Annotated in this window: 10 protein-coding genes; 1 reads left to right on the top strand and 9 read right to left on the bottom strand. The window is 55.1% G+C overall.

Annotation, left to right across the window (positions count from 1 at the left end; translation table 11 throughout):
* Nucleotides 1-157: 157 nt before the first annotated feature.
* From ldtD to cmoM, 6 genes are all read right to left on the bottom strand, one after another.
* A complete protein-coding gene (gene ldtD / locus N1249_RS07485; protein ID WP_259836291.1) occupies nt 158-1,981 on the bottom strand; it encodes a L,D-transpeptidase in 1,824 nt (607 codons plus the stop codon).
* Between the two features lie 178 nt (nt 1,982-2,159).
* Nucleotides 2,160-7,601 carry an Ig-like domain-containing protein gene (locus N1249_RS07480; protein ID WP_259836288.1) on the bottom strand — a complete coding sequence of 1,814 codons (5,442 nt, stop codon included), beginning with the start codon at nt 7,599-7,601 and terminating at the stop codon, nt 2,160-2,162.
* Between the two features lie 320 nt (nt 7,602-7,921).
* On the bottom strand, nt 7,922-12,370 hold the full coding sequence (mukB, locus tag N1249_RS07475) for a chromosome partition protein MukB (protein ID WP_259836286.1): 4,449 nt from the start codon (nt 12,368-12,370) through the stop codon (nt 7,922-7,924).
* The gene (gene mukE / locus N1249_RS07470) at nt 12,370-13,074 is read right to left on the bottom strand and encodes a chromosome partition protein MukE (protein WP_259836283.1); all 705 of its coding nucleotides are present in this window, start codon (nt 13,072-13,074) and stop codon (nt 12,370-12,372) included. Before mukE ends, mukB begins: the two co-directional genes overlap by 1 nt.
* On the bottom strand, nt 13,055-14,377 hold the full coding sequence (gene mukF, locus N1249_RS07465; protein WP_014069594.1) for a chromosome partition protein MukF: 1,323 nt from the start codon (nt 14,375-14,377) through the stop codon (nt 13,055-13,057). The genes mukE and mukF overlap by 20 nt, the downstream gene beginning before the upstream one ends.
* A complete protein-coding gene (cmoM, locus tag N1249_RS07460; protein WP_259836279.1) occupies nt 14,374-15,159 on the bottom strand; it encodes a tRNA uridine 5-oxyacetic acid(34) methyltransferase CmoM in 786 nt (261 codons plus the stop codon). Before cmoM ends, mukF begins: the two co-directional genes overlap by 4 nt.
* 124 nt (nt 15,160-15,283) lie before the next feature.
* On the opposite strand from cmoM, the gene elyC reads away from it, so the two are divergent.
* Nucleotides 15,284-16,063 (top strand): envelope biogenesis factor ElyC, encoded by a 780-nt coding sequence (gene elyC / locus N1249_RS07455; protein WP_259836260.1) that lies wholly within the window; start codon nt 15,284-15,286, stop codon nt 16,061-16,063.
* Here the strand turns inward: elyC and N1249_RS07450 are convergent.
* From N1249_RS07450 to ycaR, 3 genes are all read right to left on the bottom strand, one after another.
* Nucleotides 16,040-16,933 (bottom strand): YcbJ family phosphotransferase, encoded by an 894-nt coding sequence (locus N1249_RS07450; protein WP_259836258.1) that lies wholly within the window; start codon nt 16,931-16,933, stop codon nt 16,040-16,042. The genes elyC and N1249_RS07450 overlap by 24 nt on opposite strands.
* A 144-nt stretch (nt 16,934-17,077) precedes the next feature.
* Entirely contained in the window at nt 17,078-17,824 is a 747-nt protein-coding gene (kdsB, locus tag N1249_RS07445) for a 3-deoxy-manno-octulosonate cytidylyltransferase (protein ID WP_259836255.1), read from the bottom strand.
* The gene (gene ycaR, locus N1249_RS07440; RefSeq protein WP_006174474.1) at nt 17,821-18,003 is read right to left on the bottom strand and encodes a protein YcaR; all 183 of its coding nucleotides are present in this window, start codon (nt 18,001-18,003) and stop codon (nt 17,821-17,823) included. Before ycaR ends, kdsB begins: the two co-directional genes overlap by 4 nt.
* Nucleotides 18,004-18,036 lie beyond the last annotated feature (33 nt).

Genomic DNA, 18,036 nt, shown 5'->3' with positions numbered 1-18,036 from the left:
CAATGTTTATCGTATATATGCTTAGCGCACGAAGGGCACCTTAACTGGCAAAACAACCTACGTCAAGGCGCCCAACCCCAGTAAACACGCGGCCTACAGCCATATTGCCACGCATCCACCATAACTTACGACAATCGATTTTCCCGAACTACTTCATTTACCTGATTAATTGTTCAGCTTTTGGCAAAATTTGTGCGCCCGATCGCGCGGTGAGATCGTAATTGTAAATATCTGTACGATACTGGGTACGCCCATCTTCGCCAACAAACGCAGTCAGATAGTAAAGATTAACCGGAATATTGTGTCGAATATTAACGTAGCGTGTATCGCCTTGTTTCAGCGCATCAGATATCCGCGTGTCGTTCCAGCCCGCATCCTGCAACAGCATATTCGCAAGCTCAGAGGCTTTATTGACGCGAACGCAACCAGAGCTCAGCGCACGGGTATCTTTCTGAAACAGGTTGTGGTTTGGCGTGTCGTGCAGATAAATCGCTTCCGAACTCGGCATGTTGAATTTGTAACGCCCGAGCGAGTTATGCGCGCCAGGCGCCTGCTGGAAACGGAACGGCAGGTTAGACGCAGTAATAGTTGACCAGTCAACCATGTAAGGGTCTATCGCTTCCTTGCTGTTCCAGCCGCGCATTACGGTATAGCCATGACGTTCAAGATAGCCCGGATCATTCCATACTTTTGGCAGGATATCCTTGCGGGCAAGCGTTGGGGGTACATTCCACGGCGGGTTAACCACGACGTTATTCAGGGCGCTGCTCATCATTGGCGTTTTACGGTCCGGGCGGCCCACAATCACGCGGGAGGCCAGAACTTCACTGCCGTTCTGGTAATACACCAGCGAGTACGCCGGAATATTCACCATAATGCCGGTCGATAACGTGCCTGGCAGCAGGCGCAGACGCTGAATATTCAGCGCCAGCACACCTGCCCGCTGCGCAGGAGTCACGTTCAGCCAGTCGCGCGTGGATTGCCCTATCACACCGTCGGCGCCCAGCCCTTGTGCGGCCTGGAATTGCTTAACGGCAGCCACCAGCTCGCGATCGTAGGCAGCCGGTTTATCGCTGATGACCTGTGCGTTTTTCGCTTTTGCAGGTGCTGACGGGCTAACGACTACGCTCTGCGGGTCGTCACCGGGTAAAGCGATTTTTGGCCCGCCATCCAGAATACCGGAACGCCGGAGAATTTCGCGCAAGGCCGGCACATCGCTGCTCCACTGCCCCGGACGTAACGAGCCCGCGCCACGTAGCTGCGGCCACGGACGCGTGTCAGACACCAGCGTAAGCAATGACTGATGCATAGGACCATACTGCGGATGCGCCGGAGCCAGGCTTGCAATAAAGCCCGGCAAATTGCCGTTATCCAGCGACAATTGCCACTGGTTGATCACCGATAACGCAGGGGTTGCCAGCTTGTAAGGCTTGTCGCTGTAGAGCCAGCGATTACCATTGACCGGAATTCCGGCGACAAACTGAAGGTAGCCCATCATGGCATCTGACAGCACGATGTCACGCGCCAGGCCGGTCACTGACGGGTCGGTCAGCAGTTCAACCCAGGCGGTAAATTGCGGCTGAAAACCGGCGATGGCCACCTCTGCCAGCTGTTGCTGGAAAGCACGGACCGCATCGCGATTGTCCCACATGGGCTTCATGTCACGTGCAGCGTAGAGCAGCGTCAGTTGGTTGAGATACGCAGGTTTGTAACCTGAAGGCAGCCCCGTCAGAAGCTGTTGCTGGAGTGACTCAATGTTTATGCCTTCCGGCAGTGGCTTAATACCGGCCATGATAGCCGTCGCCGGAGATTGCTCCAGCGGCTGTGACAACGACGTTGGCTGTGCGCCTGTTGTTGCAGAGCTGTCAGTCGGCACAATTTCAGGCTCATCGGCCTGTGCAGTTAACAGTGGAGCAAACATCACTGCCAGGCACAAACTCAGTGCAGACAGCTGACGACCACGAATTTTCTTTAGCAACATCCCTTGCCCCCTGTTTTCTTACGACATGCCCATCACACTGGGGCTTTTCTTCATTATAGAAAGGCTAAAACAGTGTTGCCTTACCTTATGTAAAGAAGTTTAAAGATAACGCAGCGGAGGGAATATGTTAAGCGATAAGAGAAAAGCCCCCGCAGTATGATGGCTGCGGGGGGAGAGATTACTCAACGGTCAGTGAAGTGGCGATGTTGTAGGCCAGTAAATTGTTCTCATTATGCCACTCCACTCCTTTGAACGTGATGTGGCCAGTATAACGTCCTGGAGAGAGAGTGGGGTTATCATCCGCACTGTATTTAATAACCGGTGTACTCCAGGCAATGTTATAACAGGCTACGGCGTTGTTAAATGCGACGTTGCCACATCCTCCAGTTCCTCGCTGCCCCTTGAATATGACATTAACCGTTTCACCCTGTTCGTTTGTCATTGGTACCGTCAATGTTGAAGACACACCAATATCACCGTTCCATACTAACGAAGTAGGCCCCTGAGTATCACCAGTCACTTCAAAGCCAACAGTCCCCGTTGTCGTCGACACGGCATCATCGCCGGTATAACTTGAACTGCTTCCCGTTATATTCCAGTCAACATTTAACGTATCAACAAAGGAAACCTGATTATTCTTGATGCTTGTGCCATTAGCCGTCGCGGTAACAGTGGCAATCCCAACTGAACTCCCTTTCAATGTCACTGTTGTGTTACCTGAGCTGTCCGTCGTCGTTTCCTCTGCTGTCAGCGTGTTCAGGTTGGTTGTCCAGGCGACACTCTGCCCTTCAACAGGGTTGTCATTGGCATCATTCACAACTGCGGTGTAGGTTACTCCCGTACTGTTAATAACGGGATTTATCATATTTGGTGTCAGGGAAATCAGCCTCGCTGTTTTCACATCACCAACGAACTTCGCGGCCCCATCCGTTTTCGCTCCGCTGGTATTGGTCGCCGGCGTAGCCGTCACCTTCACGTCACCGGATTTCAGCGACGTCCCTTTGGTGGTCGCGTTGCCGTTAGCATCCGTGTCGCTGCTGGACGGTGTTAATGTCACGCCGTCCAGACTGGCGCTCCAGTTCAGGGTCGTGCCGCTCAGCACGTTACCGTTGGCATCCGTTACCGCAGCAGTCCAGGTGATTTCGGCAGTCCCGTCAGCCACCTCCTGCTGTTTATCCGCCGTGATGCCGGTCACCTTCGCCGTTGCCTGGTTACCAATTACCTGCAGGGTCTGCACCTTACTGCTGTTGCCGGTCGTCGCAGTCACGTCGATACTGCCCGCCTTCAGGCTGGAGAAGGTCACTGTTGCTGTACCGTCATCGCCCGTTATCGACGAGTTCGGCGTAACGCTGCTGTCCGGCTCGCTGCTGCTCCAGTTTACGGTCGCACGGGGTACCGGATGGTTCTGCGCGTCCACCACAAGCGCGGTGAGGGTGACCGTGTCTTTATCCGCCACGATATCCGTGGTTTTATCCGCCGTCATCGAGAAGACCTGCGCCGTACTGCTGTCTGCCGTAAAGCTGAGGTCTTTTAGCGACTGCGTTGAGCCGTTATCGCTGGCGGTGACGGTAAATTTCGCCACGTCAGAGGAGGTCAACTGCACCTGTGCCACGCCGCTGGCGTCGGTTTTACTGCTGTCTGACGACAGTTTGCCGCTTGCTGATGCGCCGTCCTGCACGGTCTGGGACCAGCTCACGTCCGAACCGGTAAGCGGGTTATCATGCGCATCCACAACGGTGGCTTTTACGGTAATGGCATCTGACCCGTTGGCCAGCGCCGTCGGGTTATCGCTGGTGATGGATGATACTGTCGCCGTGGAGGCATCCGCCACGAACGTCACCTTATCCGCCTGCTTCGCCGTCGCCTCACTGGTCTGCGCCGTCACCACCACATCGCCTGCCTTAACGGAGGTTACGCTGATTTGCGACGTCCCGTCAGCGGCGCTGGTTGTCTGAGTGGCGCTCAGTTTCGCATCGGCATTATCGGATGACCAGTTCACCGTCCCTCCCGGCACCCTGTTCCCCTGCGCGTCCGTTACCGTCGCTGTGTAGGTGATGTTGTCCGTCCCGCTGGCAGTGGCCTGCGTCTTATCAGCTGTCAATACACTCACACTCTGCGTACTGCTATCCGCCACAAAGGTTATCTGCCCGGTCTCTTTCGGCTGCGTCCCGGATACCGCGGCCGACACGGTAACGACACCGGTTTTCGCTGACTTCAGCGTCCAGGTCGCATTCCCCTGACTGTCGGTTACCGAGGTGCTGCTTTTCACTGAGGAGCCATCCGGGTTTGCTGCACTCCAGTTCACCGTCACGCCGCTTAACGGATGGTTGTAGCTGTCGAGTACCTGTGCAGTCACCGTATCGGTATCAATGTTATTTGCAACCACCTGAGTTTTTTCACTGTTGATACTGGCGACCTTCGCCGACGCGGTATCACCGGTGAAACTGAGGGTATCGGTTTTCAGCGCTTCTGCCTGGTTATGCTGGGCCGTCACTACCGTGGTAATGATATCGCTGCTGGTCACCTGAATCTGGACCTGGCCCTGCTCGTCCGTGACCGACTGCGTCACTGAAAGCTGCGCTTTATCGTTATCCGCGCTCCAGTTAATTTGCTCGCCTTTCACCGGATGCCCGGACTGATCGACAACGTTCGCCGTCAGGGTGATGGCCGTTTTGCCATCCGCCAGTACGCTGTTGGATGAAGAGGAGAGTTTTTCCAGGTGCGCCGTACTGGTGTCGGCAATAAAGCCCAGACCAGAGAGAGTTTTCGTGGTGGAATTAATGCCTGCCGTCACGCTGTAAGTGCTCACGTCCTGCGACATCAGCGTGACCGTAGCGACCCCGCTGGCATTCGTTGCCGTTGTGCTGGCGGAGAGTTGGCCCGTTGCCGGATCGCTTCGCCAGCTGACATCCGCATTTTGCAGCGGGTTACCGTTGGCATCGATTACGGTCGCGCTCAACACAATACCGTCCGTGCCATTGGCCAGCGCCGACTGGCGATCGCTGGTCAGCGTGGTAACCGTCGCGCTGCTGCTGTCCGCGGTAAAGGCCGCGCTACCAGCCTGCTTCATCGCCGTGCTGCTGGTACCCGCGCTCACGATCACAGTTCCCGCTTTCAGTGAGGTCACCGTAATTTGCGACACCCCGCGGCTGTCGCTGGTCGTCTGCGCTGCGCTGAGTTTCACATCGCTGTTATCTGCCGACCAGTTTACCGTCGCGCCCTCAACCGTATTTCCCTGGGCATCGGTCACGGTCGCTTCATAGGTAATGCTGTCCGAGCCATTTGCCACAGCCTTCTGCTTGCTGAGCGTTATCTCACTCACCGTCTGCGTGCTGGCATCAGCCACGAAGGCGATCGGATCTGTTTCCTGCGGTGAGGTACCTTTGACTTCTGCACTCACCGTGATGGTTCCTGTTTTCGACGATTTCAGCGCCAGCACCGCATTCCCGCTGCTGTCAGTGGTCGACGTTTTGGTTGCCACTGGCGTGTCATCGGTTTTTTCCACCGTCCAGTTTACCGTTACCCCGGAGAGCGGATGGCTGTAATTATCCGTGACCTGGGCCGTCACCGTATCCGTGTCATTATTGTTCGCCACGACCTGCTGCTTTTCGCTGCTAATCGTGGTCACTTTTGCCGTCGACGCATCCGCAGTAAAGGTCAGCGACGGTGTCTTCAGGGCGTTGCCTCCCTCCAGCTGCGCCGTCACCACCGTGGTGATGATATCCTTACTGCTTACCTGGATCTTCGCGGTGCCGCTCTCATCGGTGCTGCTTTGCGTCTCTGACAGCACCGCCTGAGCATTATCCGCAGACCAGGTAATGGTGGCTCCCTGGAACGGCTGACCGTACTGATCCGTCACATGCGCTGTCAGCGTGATCGGCGCACTGCCGCTCGCCAGCGCGCTGGTTGCAGACTGTTCAAGCGTGGTCAGCTGAGAAATAAGCACGGTGGCCTCTTCCGTCAGCTTCGCCGTGGCAAGTTTTGTGGTTCCGTCGATTAACGGCTGGATCGTCAGCGTGTCCGGCGTGGTGCCGCTGGTCAGGATGGCGGTATAAACGCCGCTACCGCTTTCGCTAAAGCTGGCTATTTTTGGCGCTTTGTCAGTCGCAGATGACGAATTTGCGGTTTTTGCAGAAGACGTCAGCGTTGCTGTCAGTCGCGTCGCCAGCCCCGTCGCGGCTTCACCGGTGCTGGTTTTGAGCGTCACGCTTACGGTGGCAGTGGAAGCGCCATCCGCTGGCACCGTTGTTGGCGAAACTGATGTCGTCGACTGGAGGGTGCTCACATCAAACCCGTTCACCGTGACCTGCATCTGGTCCGGCTTTGAGGCATTACCGTTTTTATCCCATGCGGTTGCACTGAGCGTGTAGCTGTTGCTACTACTGCCCTGCCAGACCGGTAGCGTCATCACGAACTGTTCAGGGCTGCCGCCTGCGCTAATTTTGCCCCCGTGACTAAAGAAGCTGTCGCCCTGCCACTCAATGCGGTCAAGGCCATGCTTTGCCTTCACCTTCGCGGTAACCGTCTGCTTAGATTGCTCCGCGCCTTCCAGCTGCGACGGAACTGACAGTGAGATCAGCTCCTGCTTACGGTACTCCAGCACAATATTATTGTTACGATCGACCAGATCCATACGGCCGCCCTGAAGCGTACGCCGCAGTGCCACCTGAGATGGATCGAGCTGAGCACTTAGCGGGACACCCGGTGTCCAGGTCAGCGCAAGGTTAATCTGGGTATCATTTTCACCGCTCTTACCCATTTTCTGGTTGAGACCCATCGTCACCAGCGGAACCGGTGTGTAGTTCAGCCCAAGCGTGACGGCATACGGGTCTTTCTGCCGATCGTCTTCGTCATCGCCAAACAGACCGACACTGTCACCATAATACTGTTCATAAATGACATTCGCGCCGAGTTGAGGATATGCAGGTAAATAGCCTGTCGCGCGAATATCAAAACCATTCGCCGCGCGTTCGTCATAATCTTCATAGCGAGAAGATGACATCCAGTTACTCAGGCGCAAATAACCGTTAGCGGAAACTTTCAGATAATCCCACCCCAGTTCAGTACCTAATCCAAGACGTTGATGTTGATTACCAGAAACCTGCCTGTCATAAAATACGTTAGTGCCCCACATCCAGCCGTCATTAAAATGACGATAACCCAAACCACCATTAATAATATTGCGGTCATCATGACGACGACCGCCTAATTGAGTAAAAAACAGATTCTCTTTTCCGTTATACAGTGGCACCAGCAGGTCCAGATCGGAATCACTAAGCGTGAAGTGTTCATCTGTACTGATGTTGACCCGGGCAGTACCAAACTGGCTCAACCACTCCTGCACGCTGGAGGCTGCCTTGCCGGTCGCGGCAGAAACTACCGCACTGCCAAGTGCAGCAGTGGCATTGTCGCTGCTGAGAAGGGAACCTGCCTGCACGGCGGCCTGCGCAACGCTGCTTTCGTTTTGATCTGAATTGTTTGCGGGCTGTTGTTCCTGAGTGGATTTTACGTTTTCCGCGCTGGCATTGAATGCGGGTGACAGATAGAGCAACGTGGAGGGAGGAAGCAACTGCAACACAATTTGTATGCAGGCAAATATTTTCCTGGTTTTCAATTTCATATTACGGGTCCCATGAATAATAAAATTCATCTTATTTCCATGAATATTATTCCCCATTAAATCACGACTCAACCGCATCAGAATATATTAAAAAACAGCAATCCTCCCAGTACACTTTTAATTAATTCACGGGAAATATAAAACAATTAAACAAATCCGTTGAAATACGTCCGGGCACCAGAAAACAATCGACCCGATGAATACTATGGAATAATAGCCAGATTGAAACCCATTTTTCCTTAATTTAGTATTTAGAATAATTCAGTATGAGCAAAAAAAACGCAACCTCGAAAGGTTGCGTTTATGGGGATAGACTTTACTCAGGAAGCGTCGGCCGTTCCAGGCAACGACTCCGGCGGCTGCGGCGCAAAACCGCGCAACCCGACCACGTGTACGTGCTCGCTGTTCTGGAACACTTTACGCACCAGTTTATAGGTTGTGCCTTTTTCCGGGCTGATGTTCTCAGGCGCAGCGATGATGAGCTGCATATCCAGGCGATCGCACAGCTCAAACAGCGTGGCAATGGAGCGGGCATCAAGACGTGCCGCTTCATCAAGGAACAGCAGACGGCATGGCGAGATATCTTTACCGCGCAGACGGCGCGCTTCATCTTCCCAGCTTTGAACAACCATCACCAGAATCGACATCCCCGTACCGATAGCTTCACCGGTAGAGAGTGCGCCAGATTCCGCACGCAGCCAGCCGTCGGAACCACGGTTGACCTCAACTTCCATTTCCAGGTAGTTACGGTAATCCAGCAGCTCTTCACCAATGGTTTGCGGCGTACGTTGCCCCATATCGATCTGCGGATTCAGGCGCTGATACAGCTTCGCCAGTGCTTCCGAGAAGGTCAGGCGGTTGCTGTTGAACAGGTCCTGATGCTGCTCGTGCTGTTCAGACAACACATCCAGCAGCGTGGAGTGGGCTTCACGCACGTTCACGTTCAGGCGCACGCTGTTCACCTGGCCAAAGGATACGCTTTGCAGCCCCTGGTTCAGCTGACGAATACGGTTCTGCTCGCGCTGGATAGTCTTACGAATAATGTTGGCCACGCTGCGGGAGCTGATCGCCAGCTTCTGCTCACGTGAGGTCAGCTCTTCCGTCAGACGGCCCAGCTCAATTTCCATCTGTTCGATGGCTTCAACCGGATCGTCGGTACGGATGATATCCTGACGAATACGCTCGCGCAGGTGCTGGTAAACGGCCACGAAGAACTGAATTTTACGCTCAGGACGTTTTGGATCTTCTGACATACGCAGCACATCGCGCAGGTGTTCGTTATCCGCCACCGCCAGACGCAGGGCACCCAATGCCTTATCCGACATAGAGCGCAGTTCGTCCGCAGACAGGTAGGCCAGCTCACGACGGTGCAGACGACGTTCAACGTTATTGTCTTTCACCATACGCATCACCGCGCACCAGCCCGCCTTCGCGGTCACCACCTGCTCACGCATCTCAAAGTAATCACGTTCCAGCTTGCGCAGACGACGGGTCAGGTTATCCATCTCCGCTTCGCAGAAGGTCAGCGCTTTTTCCAGCTGATTACGACGCGCACGGTTGTTGCTGAGCTGGCTATGCAGCTCGTCACGACGAATACGCGCACGCTCTTCGGCACCGCTGTCGGCACGCACGCCAATGTCCTGAAGCTCTTTATGCAGGTCGTTTAACAGTTCTTTCTTGGTGTCGTACGAACTTTTCAGCGAGGCCATGACCTGGCTGTACTGGCTGAGCTGTGCGGCGTGACTACGCATCGCTTCACGGGCACGGGTACGCTCTGCTTCGGCGTGCTCAAGGCGCTGGCGCAGCTTCTCGTTAAGATCGCTGTTGCCGCTCAGCATTTCTGCTGAGTCAGAGTAGCCAAAGTGAGCACGACGCTGAACGACTTCGGTCAGCGCAAATGCCTGCTGACGAGCTTCGCGTTGTACCTGCTGAGACCAGGCGTAATCTTCTTTTAACTGCTCAAACTGTTCAGGATCGCTCTGCAATACCGAGACAACAGGCTCCAGCTTCGCCAGCTGATTGCCATGCTGCTGCACAAAGCGCGCAGCTTCCTGTGCTTCGTCCAGACGTTCCTGAATTTCATCCACACGGTCAGCAAGGGTGTCATCTGCCAGCAGGTTCAGGCGCGGCAGAATGCGGTTCAGCGCGGCAACGCCCTCTTTCGCCTGCTCAAATTGCGCACGGCTCTGCTGGTTATCACTTTCATGATTGGCAATGGCGCGCTCCAGCTCGCCACGACGTGTGCTGAGCTTGCGAATTTCAGCTTCCGGATCGGCTTCAAAAGCAACGGCCAGATGGCTACCGATAAAGCGGCTGAACGCCTGGTGCAGACGCTGGGTTTTCTGTACATCAAACGACAAGGTCGCAAAACGTTCAGAGAGCGTTTCACGCTCGGCGTGCAGGCTTTCGATGCGGTTTTCACGCGCTGCGCGGCCAAACAATGGCAGTTCAGGGAAGCGGGAATAACGCCACTGACGGTCAGCGATTTTCACCACTACCGCTTTTTCCAGCTCATCCACGCTGAACACGCTGTCATCGAACGACTGTGGATCCCCTTCGATTAGATAGAGGTCTTCCGGGCAATCTTCCAGACCGGCAAGCTGCTCGGAAATCAGCGACAAATCCGGGACGACAATCGCGTTACGGGACGGGCCATACAGCGCGGAGAAGTAAGGCGCGTCATCCAGACCCACGTCGTCGTAAATCTCGGACAGCAACACGCCACCAAAACGTTCTGCCAGGGTATTCAGGCGCGCATCTTCCGCACCACCCGGCTGACTTAAACGTTCGATTTCGTCGTCAACATCACGCTTACGCGCGCCAACTTCATCACGCTCAACAATTGCCTCGCGCTCGCGCTCCAGCAGCTGTTGCAGGTATTCGGTAACTTGCTGGCTGGACTCAAACTCTTCACCGCACTGCTCGCTGAGCTGGCTCAGGCTGCTTTGCGCGGCAAGCCAGACTGGCGCACGCTGCAACAGCGTCTGAGAACGCGACTGAAGTTGTTCCATCTCCTGGCGCAGCGTCATACGCTGCTCGCTGGCGCTGGATACGGTGTCGGAAAGCGCGGCAATACGTGCTTCCAGCTCCTGATGCAGCGTCTCGAGAGAGTCGATATCGTAATTTTTGCCCTGACGCTTACAGAAATCGGCCAGCAGACGCTCGGCTTCCTGCTGTTCGCGCAGGCGCTGTTCCAGTTCGTTCAGGCGCATACGCAGCGGCTGAACCTGCTCGGCCAGATGGCGCTGGTTTACGCCATCGCGCAGCAATTCACGGGCAACATCCCAGGCTTCGTTACGCGCCAGCGGGCCGTTAATTGCCACAACCAGTTGATACGCCTGCTCAAACTGACTGTGTGCCGTCTGAGCCACGCTCATTTTCTGATCGAGCGACAGCAGTTTTTCGGTCGCTTCCTGCTCTTTCGCCTGGAAGGTATCCAGCCATTCGTCAGCGCTGTCCGGCGTTAAGTCCGGCAGATGGCACAGCTCTTTCGCGCGCTGTAATGCCTGCAATGCCTGGTTGTACTGAATGGCACGCGTCTGCTGAACGTCCAGCGCCTGCTGGTAATCAGCAAGCTGGCTTTTCAGCTCATCCACTTCGAGTTCGGCGGCTTCGGCGCGGGCTTCGTTCTCTTCCTGCATGTCGGCGGCTTCGGCCACCACTTCATTTTGCTCTTCGAGACGAATTTGCAGCTCATCAAGATCGGCTTCGTAGCGCTCGATTTTTTCCTGCTGACGCAATGCAGTCTGCACCAGGTTCAGGTGATCGCTGGCGGCCTGATAATCGGCCTCCAGATCCCCTTCTGCACCGTTGTGCTCACCCAGCTCACGCGCCATCTCAACGTGTTTGTACTGTTCGGCCACCAGCTGTTTGCGGGAGGTGAACAGCTCGCGACGATACTCAAGCGCCTGATCGAGATGCACGCGGCGCTCGTTGGCATGACGCATGTAATCTGCGGCCACGTAGTTGGTGGCTTCGCTGATCAGATGTTTAAACAGATCACGATCGGACTGAGTCACGCGAATGGCTTCCAGCGTCATGCGGTTTTCACGCAGCGCCGCTTCCATATCCTGGAAGGCTTTACGCACGCCGCTGTTTTCCGGCAACAGGTAGTCGCGCAGGGAGCGGGTAATGGCGCTGGAAATACCGCCGTACAGCGAGGCTTCAATCAGACGGTAGTATTTACTACGGTCAGACGCCGTGCGCAGACGACGAGCCACCACGCCCAGATCGAACATCAGCGAGTGGTAATCGGTAATGGAGTTGAACTGCTTGAACTGTACGCCTTCGATAGTTTCGAGCTTATCTTTAAGCTCTTGCAGGGTCAGCACGCGCGCCTGGCGTTCGTTCAGTGTTTCCGTCAACAACGCAGTCGGCTGCACGGACGTTGGCAGCCCCTGAATCGCAAAAGGTTTGATATCCACTTTACGGTCGCGCCCGGCGACCTGCTGTAAACGCACACCCACGACAACACGCTGGTGTCGGGAGTTGATCACGTCCAGCACAGAATAACAGACGCCGGCTTTCAGCTTACCGTGCAGGCCTTTATCACGTGAGCCGCTGGTTGCCCCTGCTTCGGTGGTATTACGGAAGTGCAGCAGCGTTAAATCCGGGATAAGCGCTGTGACAAACGCCGCCATGGTTGTGGATTTACCCGCACCGTTACCTCCGGAGAGCGTCGTAACCAGCTCATCCAGATCGAAGGTTCGGGCAAAGAAGCCGTTCCAGTTAATCAGCGTTAGTGAGCGAAATTTACCGCGTTCAATCATTACTCTTCCTCCCCGCTATCCGCCTGGTTCTCTTCATGCTCTTCATTGAGCTGCAATTGGTTTTCCACCGGCATCGCTTCACCATCACGGATCATGCGCAGCTGCGCTTCACGGGCATCATCGCCCGCGCGCACATCAGCGCCAAAGCGGAAGACGGATTCGGTGATGCGGAACTTGCTGCTGTCATGGCCCATGAACCAGACCATACCCAGACGACGCAAGCGGTTCAGGGAAGAACGCACTTTTTCCTGTAATTTCTGACGATCGAGATCCGACCCCGTAGAGCGGTTATTCACCAGCTTGAGCAGTTTGCTTTCATCTGCCAACGACAGCAGCTCGTCGTAAAGCTCTTGCTGGGTGAAAATCCCTTCATTTGCCAGACGTTCCGGGCTGAGATAGAGATAGCAAAGAATTTTACCGACCATCATATCCAGCTCAGAAAGCACTGAGCGAGGGATAATCGTGGTGGAACGCGGACGCAGGTAGAAAAAACCTTCCGGCGCACGGATAAGCTCAACGTTATAACGCGCGTAAAACTCTTCCAGGTACTCCTGGAAATCCATCAAAAAGGCGTGATTATCCAGCTCGTCAAGGCCAATGTGACGACCGGCACGCAGCTGGCTGTCCAGCGCCGGAAACAACGGATTCGCCAGCGCCTGTGCCAGCTTAACTGGCATCACTTGTTCAATATTTGTCAATGACATGCGCCTGTACCTTGGCTCCGTAATCGTTAATCGGCTGCCATTTCGGCGGCAGGCCGGTGAAATCTGCTTGTGCTACGCCCAGGCGAACCGCCTGATCGACAACAATACGTGCAATATCGAAATGGCGCGCCCGTGGATATTGCGCCAGATAGTCGCGCACCACGAGCCCGAGATCCAGCGGCACTTGTCTGGTTTTGTAGACGGCGAGCTGTTCTTCGATCATCGCTGCAAGTTGTTCGCGAATTTCGTTGAATTCTTCGTATTCGAGATCCGGTGGCAGTTCCCCTGTCACCTCTTCATCGCGCAGCGCCATCTCTTCGTCACGCATATCGAGCAGACGGTCAGCGTTGGCGTAGGTCAATGCCCATGGCGCATCAAAATAGGTTTGCACCGACTGACGCAGACGCTGGGCAAAGACGCGGTTTTTATCCATATCGATCGCGGTACGGATAAATTTATGCACGTGACGATCGTAGCCAATCCACAAGTCGATAGATTGCTGACCCCAGCTGATAATACGGTCGAGTTTGCTTTGCAGATCAAAGACCAGACGATCGACAAAATGCAGATCGTCGTGCGCCAGTGTCGCATCCTGAATGCGCAGCAGGTTGGCCTGAAGCTTATCGCCTGCCGCTTCCAGCGTATCCTGCAATTCACGCAGCGTACCGGAGGTTTCTGACAGCAAAAGTTCACAGCTGGAAATCGCTGCTCGCCAGTCTTTATTCAGCAACTGGGCAATATCGTCTTTCACCTGTTGCTGCTGTTCATCCATCAGACGCTGGGTCAGGTCGATACTGTCGAAAATTTCCGCCACCGAATATTTCAGCGGCGCATAGACGTTGCGGTGCCAGTGGAATTCATCACCGTTTTCATCCGCCGCATCTGCCGCGCGCTTAAGCTCGCCTGCCACGATGGACAGCTGCATAGAAAGGCGCAGCGTCGAGAATTCGCGCTGGCGGATGTAGTAATCGGTGATACCGATGCCCAGTGGCGTCAGACGATAAATGGCGTTTCCTTCCGCCTGCTCGCTGGTAAAGCGGTTCAGCAGACGTTGACGCACCATATCGTTGATCGCGTTGTTGGCACGCACGCTAATGGTTTCGCTGGTTTGCTCAAACGCATCACTGACATGGCGGAACGCATCCACCAGTTCACCCTCGCTCATTTCTCCATCCAGACGCTCGCCGTTCAGGGTAGCAACCGCCAGCAGGAAAGAGAGACGGTCTACCGGCAGCGTAATGGAGAAATCATTTTTCCTGGCCCAGGCAACCAGTTCGGGGACTGTCTGGGAAAATTCACTCATAGATTATCCTTGCTCTGCGGCTTACGCGCGGTGACGTGAATGTAGCGGCCAAGGCTCAGGTAAGGCTCCTGGCGGCAATACCGCGTTTCTATTTCTGTTAAGGCGTCTAAACAGTCATGCTGTTTTTGTTTATCACGCAGATAATCATGAAACACCCTCACGCCTGTTTTACCGGTGATCTCCCAGCCGATCTCCTCCAGCCAGCCGTAAACCTGCTGCGGTTCGCGCGGGAAATCCGGTGAAAGCGTGCGCCGTTTCTTTTTATACATACCCTGCTGCACGTAGCCAAAATTGCCCACCAGGACGTTACGCATCAGCAGGCCATTTGCATTGTAGAACATCAGCGATAACGCACCGCCAGGGCACAGCATCGACCACAGCGTTTTTAAGACCGCTTGCGGTTCGGCCACCCATTCGAGCACAGCATGAAACAATATCAGATCAACCTGAGTTTCCAAATGCTGCGGGATGTCCTGAGCGGCGCAATGTATAAAATGCATGTTGTCGCTCACACCTTTCTCTTCTGCCGCACGTTGCGCGCGTGCAACCATCTCAGCAGACAAATCGCAAAGCGTGACGTGATGACCCCGCTGCGCCATCAGAATGGCAGTCTGACCTTCCCCGCCACCGGCATCCAGCACGTGCAACTTGCGGTCACCGAAATCAGCAAGCAGCTTGTCCAGATCCTGCCAGAGGATCGTCTGCCGCAGCTGACCTTTGGTGGTGCCATAAATGTTGCGCGAAAACTTTTCCGCGATGTCATCAAAATTGCGATCCCGCATTGGGAGAGTTCCACTCGCTAACAGCAAAACCGCTATTTTGTCATACCCGGGCGGAGAATGAACCTCTCTGGTGTAAGATCACAGGTAATCGCCTGCTGTATGGTCAAAAAAGGAACCAAAAAGGATGCTTTTTACCCTGAAAAAATACATTGGGGGCATGATGCTTCCCCTTCCCCTGCTGCTGATGCTTATCGCTCTGGGCCTGGCGCTGGTGTGGTTTAGCCGCTTTCAGAAAAGTGGTAAATCGCTCATTACGCTCGGCTGGCTGGCGTTGCTGCTGTTAAGCCTGCAACCCGTCGCGGATAGCTTATTGCGCCCGATTGAAAATAAGTACCCGACCTGGCAGGGAAATCAGAAAATCGGATATATCGTGGTGCTGGGTGGCGGTTACACCTGGGATCCACAGTGGGCGCCCAGCTCGAACCTGATCAATAACAGTCTTCCCCGGCTAAACGAAGGCATCCGCCTGTGGCTGGCGAATCCGGGAGCTAAGATGATTTTCACGGGGGCGGCGGCAAAAACGAATCCGGTCAGCACGGCAGAAGCTGGCGCCAGAGTAGCTGAGTCACTGGGCGTACCGCGTACATCTATCATCACGCTGGACAGCCCAAAAGACACGGAAGAAGAAGCGGCTGCCGTGAAGCAGGCCATTGGCGATGCGCCGTTCTTACTGGTGACATCGGCGTCGCACTTGCCCAGGGCGATGATTTTCTTCGAGAAACAGGGATTACACCCGCTGCCAGCCCCCGCTAACCAGATGGCTATCTCTGCGCCTCTTAACCCGTGGGAACGGGCGATCCCGTCCCCGGTATGGTTGATGCACAGCGATCGCGTGGGCTACGAGACGCTCGGGCGCATTTGGCAGTGGCTGAAAGGCTCATCAGGCGAGCCAGGGCAGGAGTGATTTTGTCGCGAGATCGAAGTTGGCGCGATTAAACCGCCCGGTATTAACCAGTTGCGCCACTTCATCCCATAACAGATAGAGCCAGCGCCGCCAGATAAATGCCTCAGCAACTGGCGCGCGTTGCAGATAATGCCACAGCAACCCTTCTGCGAACGCGCTGTCGCTTAGCCTGAAGAGCTCGAACTCACGCGGCGCCCAGAGCATGACCCCCGGCCCGACCATCGCCAGCAGCTGATCGCTGCGGGAGTCTTTTAGCATACTGCGCAGGGTAAAATTACCATGGATCAGCACGCAGTTGTCGTTAAACCCTTCAAACAAAGCCGGTAAGCATTCGCGGGTGCGAAACAGGATGCGTTTATCCTGCATGGTCAGGCCGGTATTGCTGAACTGGTTGAGCGTTCCCCATAACACTTCAACCCGCTGGCGATACCAGAGAGGCCACAGGTTTTCCTGTGTGCTATCGACGGCCCCCACCAGGCCGCGGCTGTCCTGCCGATGCCATGCAAGCAGCGCTTCAACAATCTGATCTTTCAGCTGTTCCCAGCGTTCCGGCGTACGTGCCGGGGCTTCTACGGACACCCCACGTAACCGTTCAATCAGCAGCACATCCGGGCCGGGGTGCTCTTCGTGCGTCATCACGCCGTATACCGTTGGCATTCGCACCGTTCCTTCCCTGGCCAGCATCGACATTTTCCAGGCCAACTGTCTGGCGACACCCGGCGAGGTAAAACTTCTGGCCATCAGCGGCATTGGGTTTCCCTGACTGTCATACAACGACCATAGTGCGGTGTCTGCCTTCTCATTCACGCACTCAACCCGGCTTAATTTTTCGCCAAGCAGATGGCTAAGTTCGGCACGCAGCTGTTCCATATGAGATTACCCCCATTAAGACTACTGCTTTTATAATGAGCGTGCTGGCGACGGTTGTCACCCGAATGAGATCAATTATGGGAAAGAAAAAAGAGAAAAGCCCAGGCGGTGAAACATCCCCCCAGGCGAGGGGATGCTGAGAGATTAACGCAGCTCTGCGCGAACGCGTTCGAGATCTTCTGGGGTATCAACCCCTGTGCCAGGGACTTCCTGTGCGACGGCAACGTGGATCTTCTCGCCGTACCACAGCACACGAAGCTGCTCGAGCATTTCGATATGTTCCAGCGGGCCTGGCGCCCAGGTTACATAGCGGCGGATAAAGCCTGCGCGGTAGCCGTAAATACCCAGATGGCGCAGGAAGGTATCGCCAATGCTCTCTTTCGACGCCGCAAAGCGATCGCGATCCCACGGGATCGTCGCACGGGAGAAATAGAGCGCATAGCCTTCTGCGTCCATCACCACTTTCACCGCATTCGGGTTGAACGCTTCTTCCGCGTGGTGAATCGGCACCGCAAGCGTGGCCATTCCCACCTTACGCTGGGCCAGGTTTTCCGCAACCTGGCGGATAATCACCGCCGGGATCATCGGCTCATCGCCCTGCACGTTTACAATGACGGTATCGTCACTGAAACCGCATTTTTCGACCACTTCAGCCAGACGCTCGGTACCAGACTGGTGATCGACACGGGTCATGCACACTTCACCACCCGCTGCTTCTACCGCACGGGCGACATCAGGGTGATCGGTTGCCACGATGACGCGATCGGCGCCCGATTCGCGGGCGCGATCGAGGACATGTACAATCATTGGCTTGCCGTTGATATCCACCAGCGGTTTACCTGGCAGGCGCGTAGAAGCATAGCGCGCAGGAATAATGACAACAAAACTCATGGTTTGCTCTCTTCTGCCACCAGTGAACGGGCTTCGTTTTCCAGCAGAACCGGAATACCGTCACGCAGAGGGAAAGCCAGACTGTCCAGTTTGCAAATCAGTTCTTGTTTATCCTGGCTGTAGTACAGTTTGCCGTTGCACACCGGGCAGGCAATAATTTCAAGTAAACGGTGATCCATAGTTCCTCCGTATGGGTAATCCCTAAAGCTTAA

The sequence above is a fragment of the Enterobacter sp. CP102 genome, from assembly GCF_025152625.1.
Lineage (GTDB): Bacteria > Pseudomonadota > Gammaproteobacteria > Enterobacterales > Enterobacteriaceae > Enterobacter > Enterobacter soli.
The sequence above is the reverse complement of the archived record's forward strand: the minus strand, read 5'-3'. Positions and strand labels throughout refer to the sequence as shown.

Excerpts from the sequence above, each read along its gene's own strand:
- ldtD (WP_259836291.1), bottom strand. The coding sequence starts at position 1,981 with ATGTTGCTAAAGAAAATTCGTGGTCGTCAGCTGTCTGCACTGAGTTTG.
- N1249_RS07480 (WP_259836288.1), bottom strand. The coding sequence starts at position 7,601 with ATGAAATTGAAAACCAGGAAAATATTTGCCTGCATACAAATTGTGTTG.
- mukB (WP_259836286.1), bottom strand. The coding sequence starts at position 12,370 with ATGATTGAACGCGGTAAATTTCGCTCACTAACGCTGATTAACTGGAAC.
- mukE (WP_259836283.1), bottom strand. The coding sequence starts at position 13,074 with ATGTCATTGACAAATATTGAACAAGTGATGCCAGTTAAGCTGGCACAG.
- mukF (WP_014069594.1), bottom strand. The coding sequence starts at position 14,377 with ATGAGTGAATTTTCCCAGACAGTCCCCGAACTGGTTGCCTGGGCCAGG.
- cmoM (WP_259836279.1), bottom strand. The coding sequence starts at position 15,159 with ATGCGGGATCGCAATTTTGATGACATCGCGGAAAAGTTTTCGCGCAAC.
- elyC (WP_259836260.1), top strand. The coding sequence starts at position 15,284 with ATGCTTTTTACCCTGAAAAAATACATTGGGGGCATGATGCTTCCCCTT.
- N1249_RS07450 (WP_259836258.1), bottom strand. The coding sequence starts at position 16,933 with ATGGAACAGCTGCGTGCCGAACTTAGCCATCTGCTTGGCGAAAAATTA.
- kdsB (WP_259836255.1), bottom strand. The coding sequence starts at position 17,824 with ATGAGTTTTGTTGTCATTATTCCTGCGCGCTATGCTTCTACGCGCCTG.
- ycaR (WP_006174474.1), bottom strand. The coding sequence starts at position 18,003 with ATGGATCACCGTTTACTTGAAATTATTGCCTGCCCGGTGTGCAACGGC.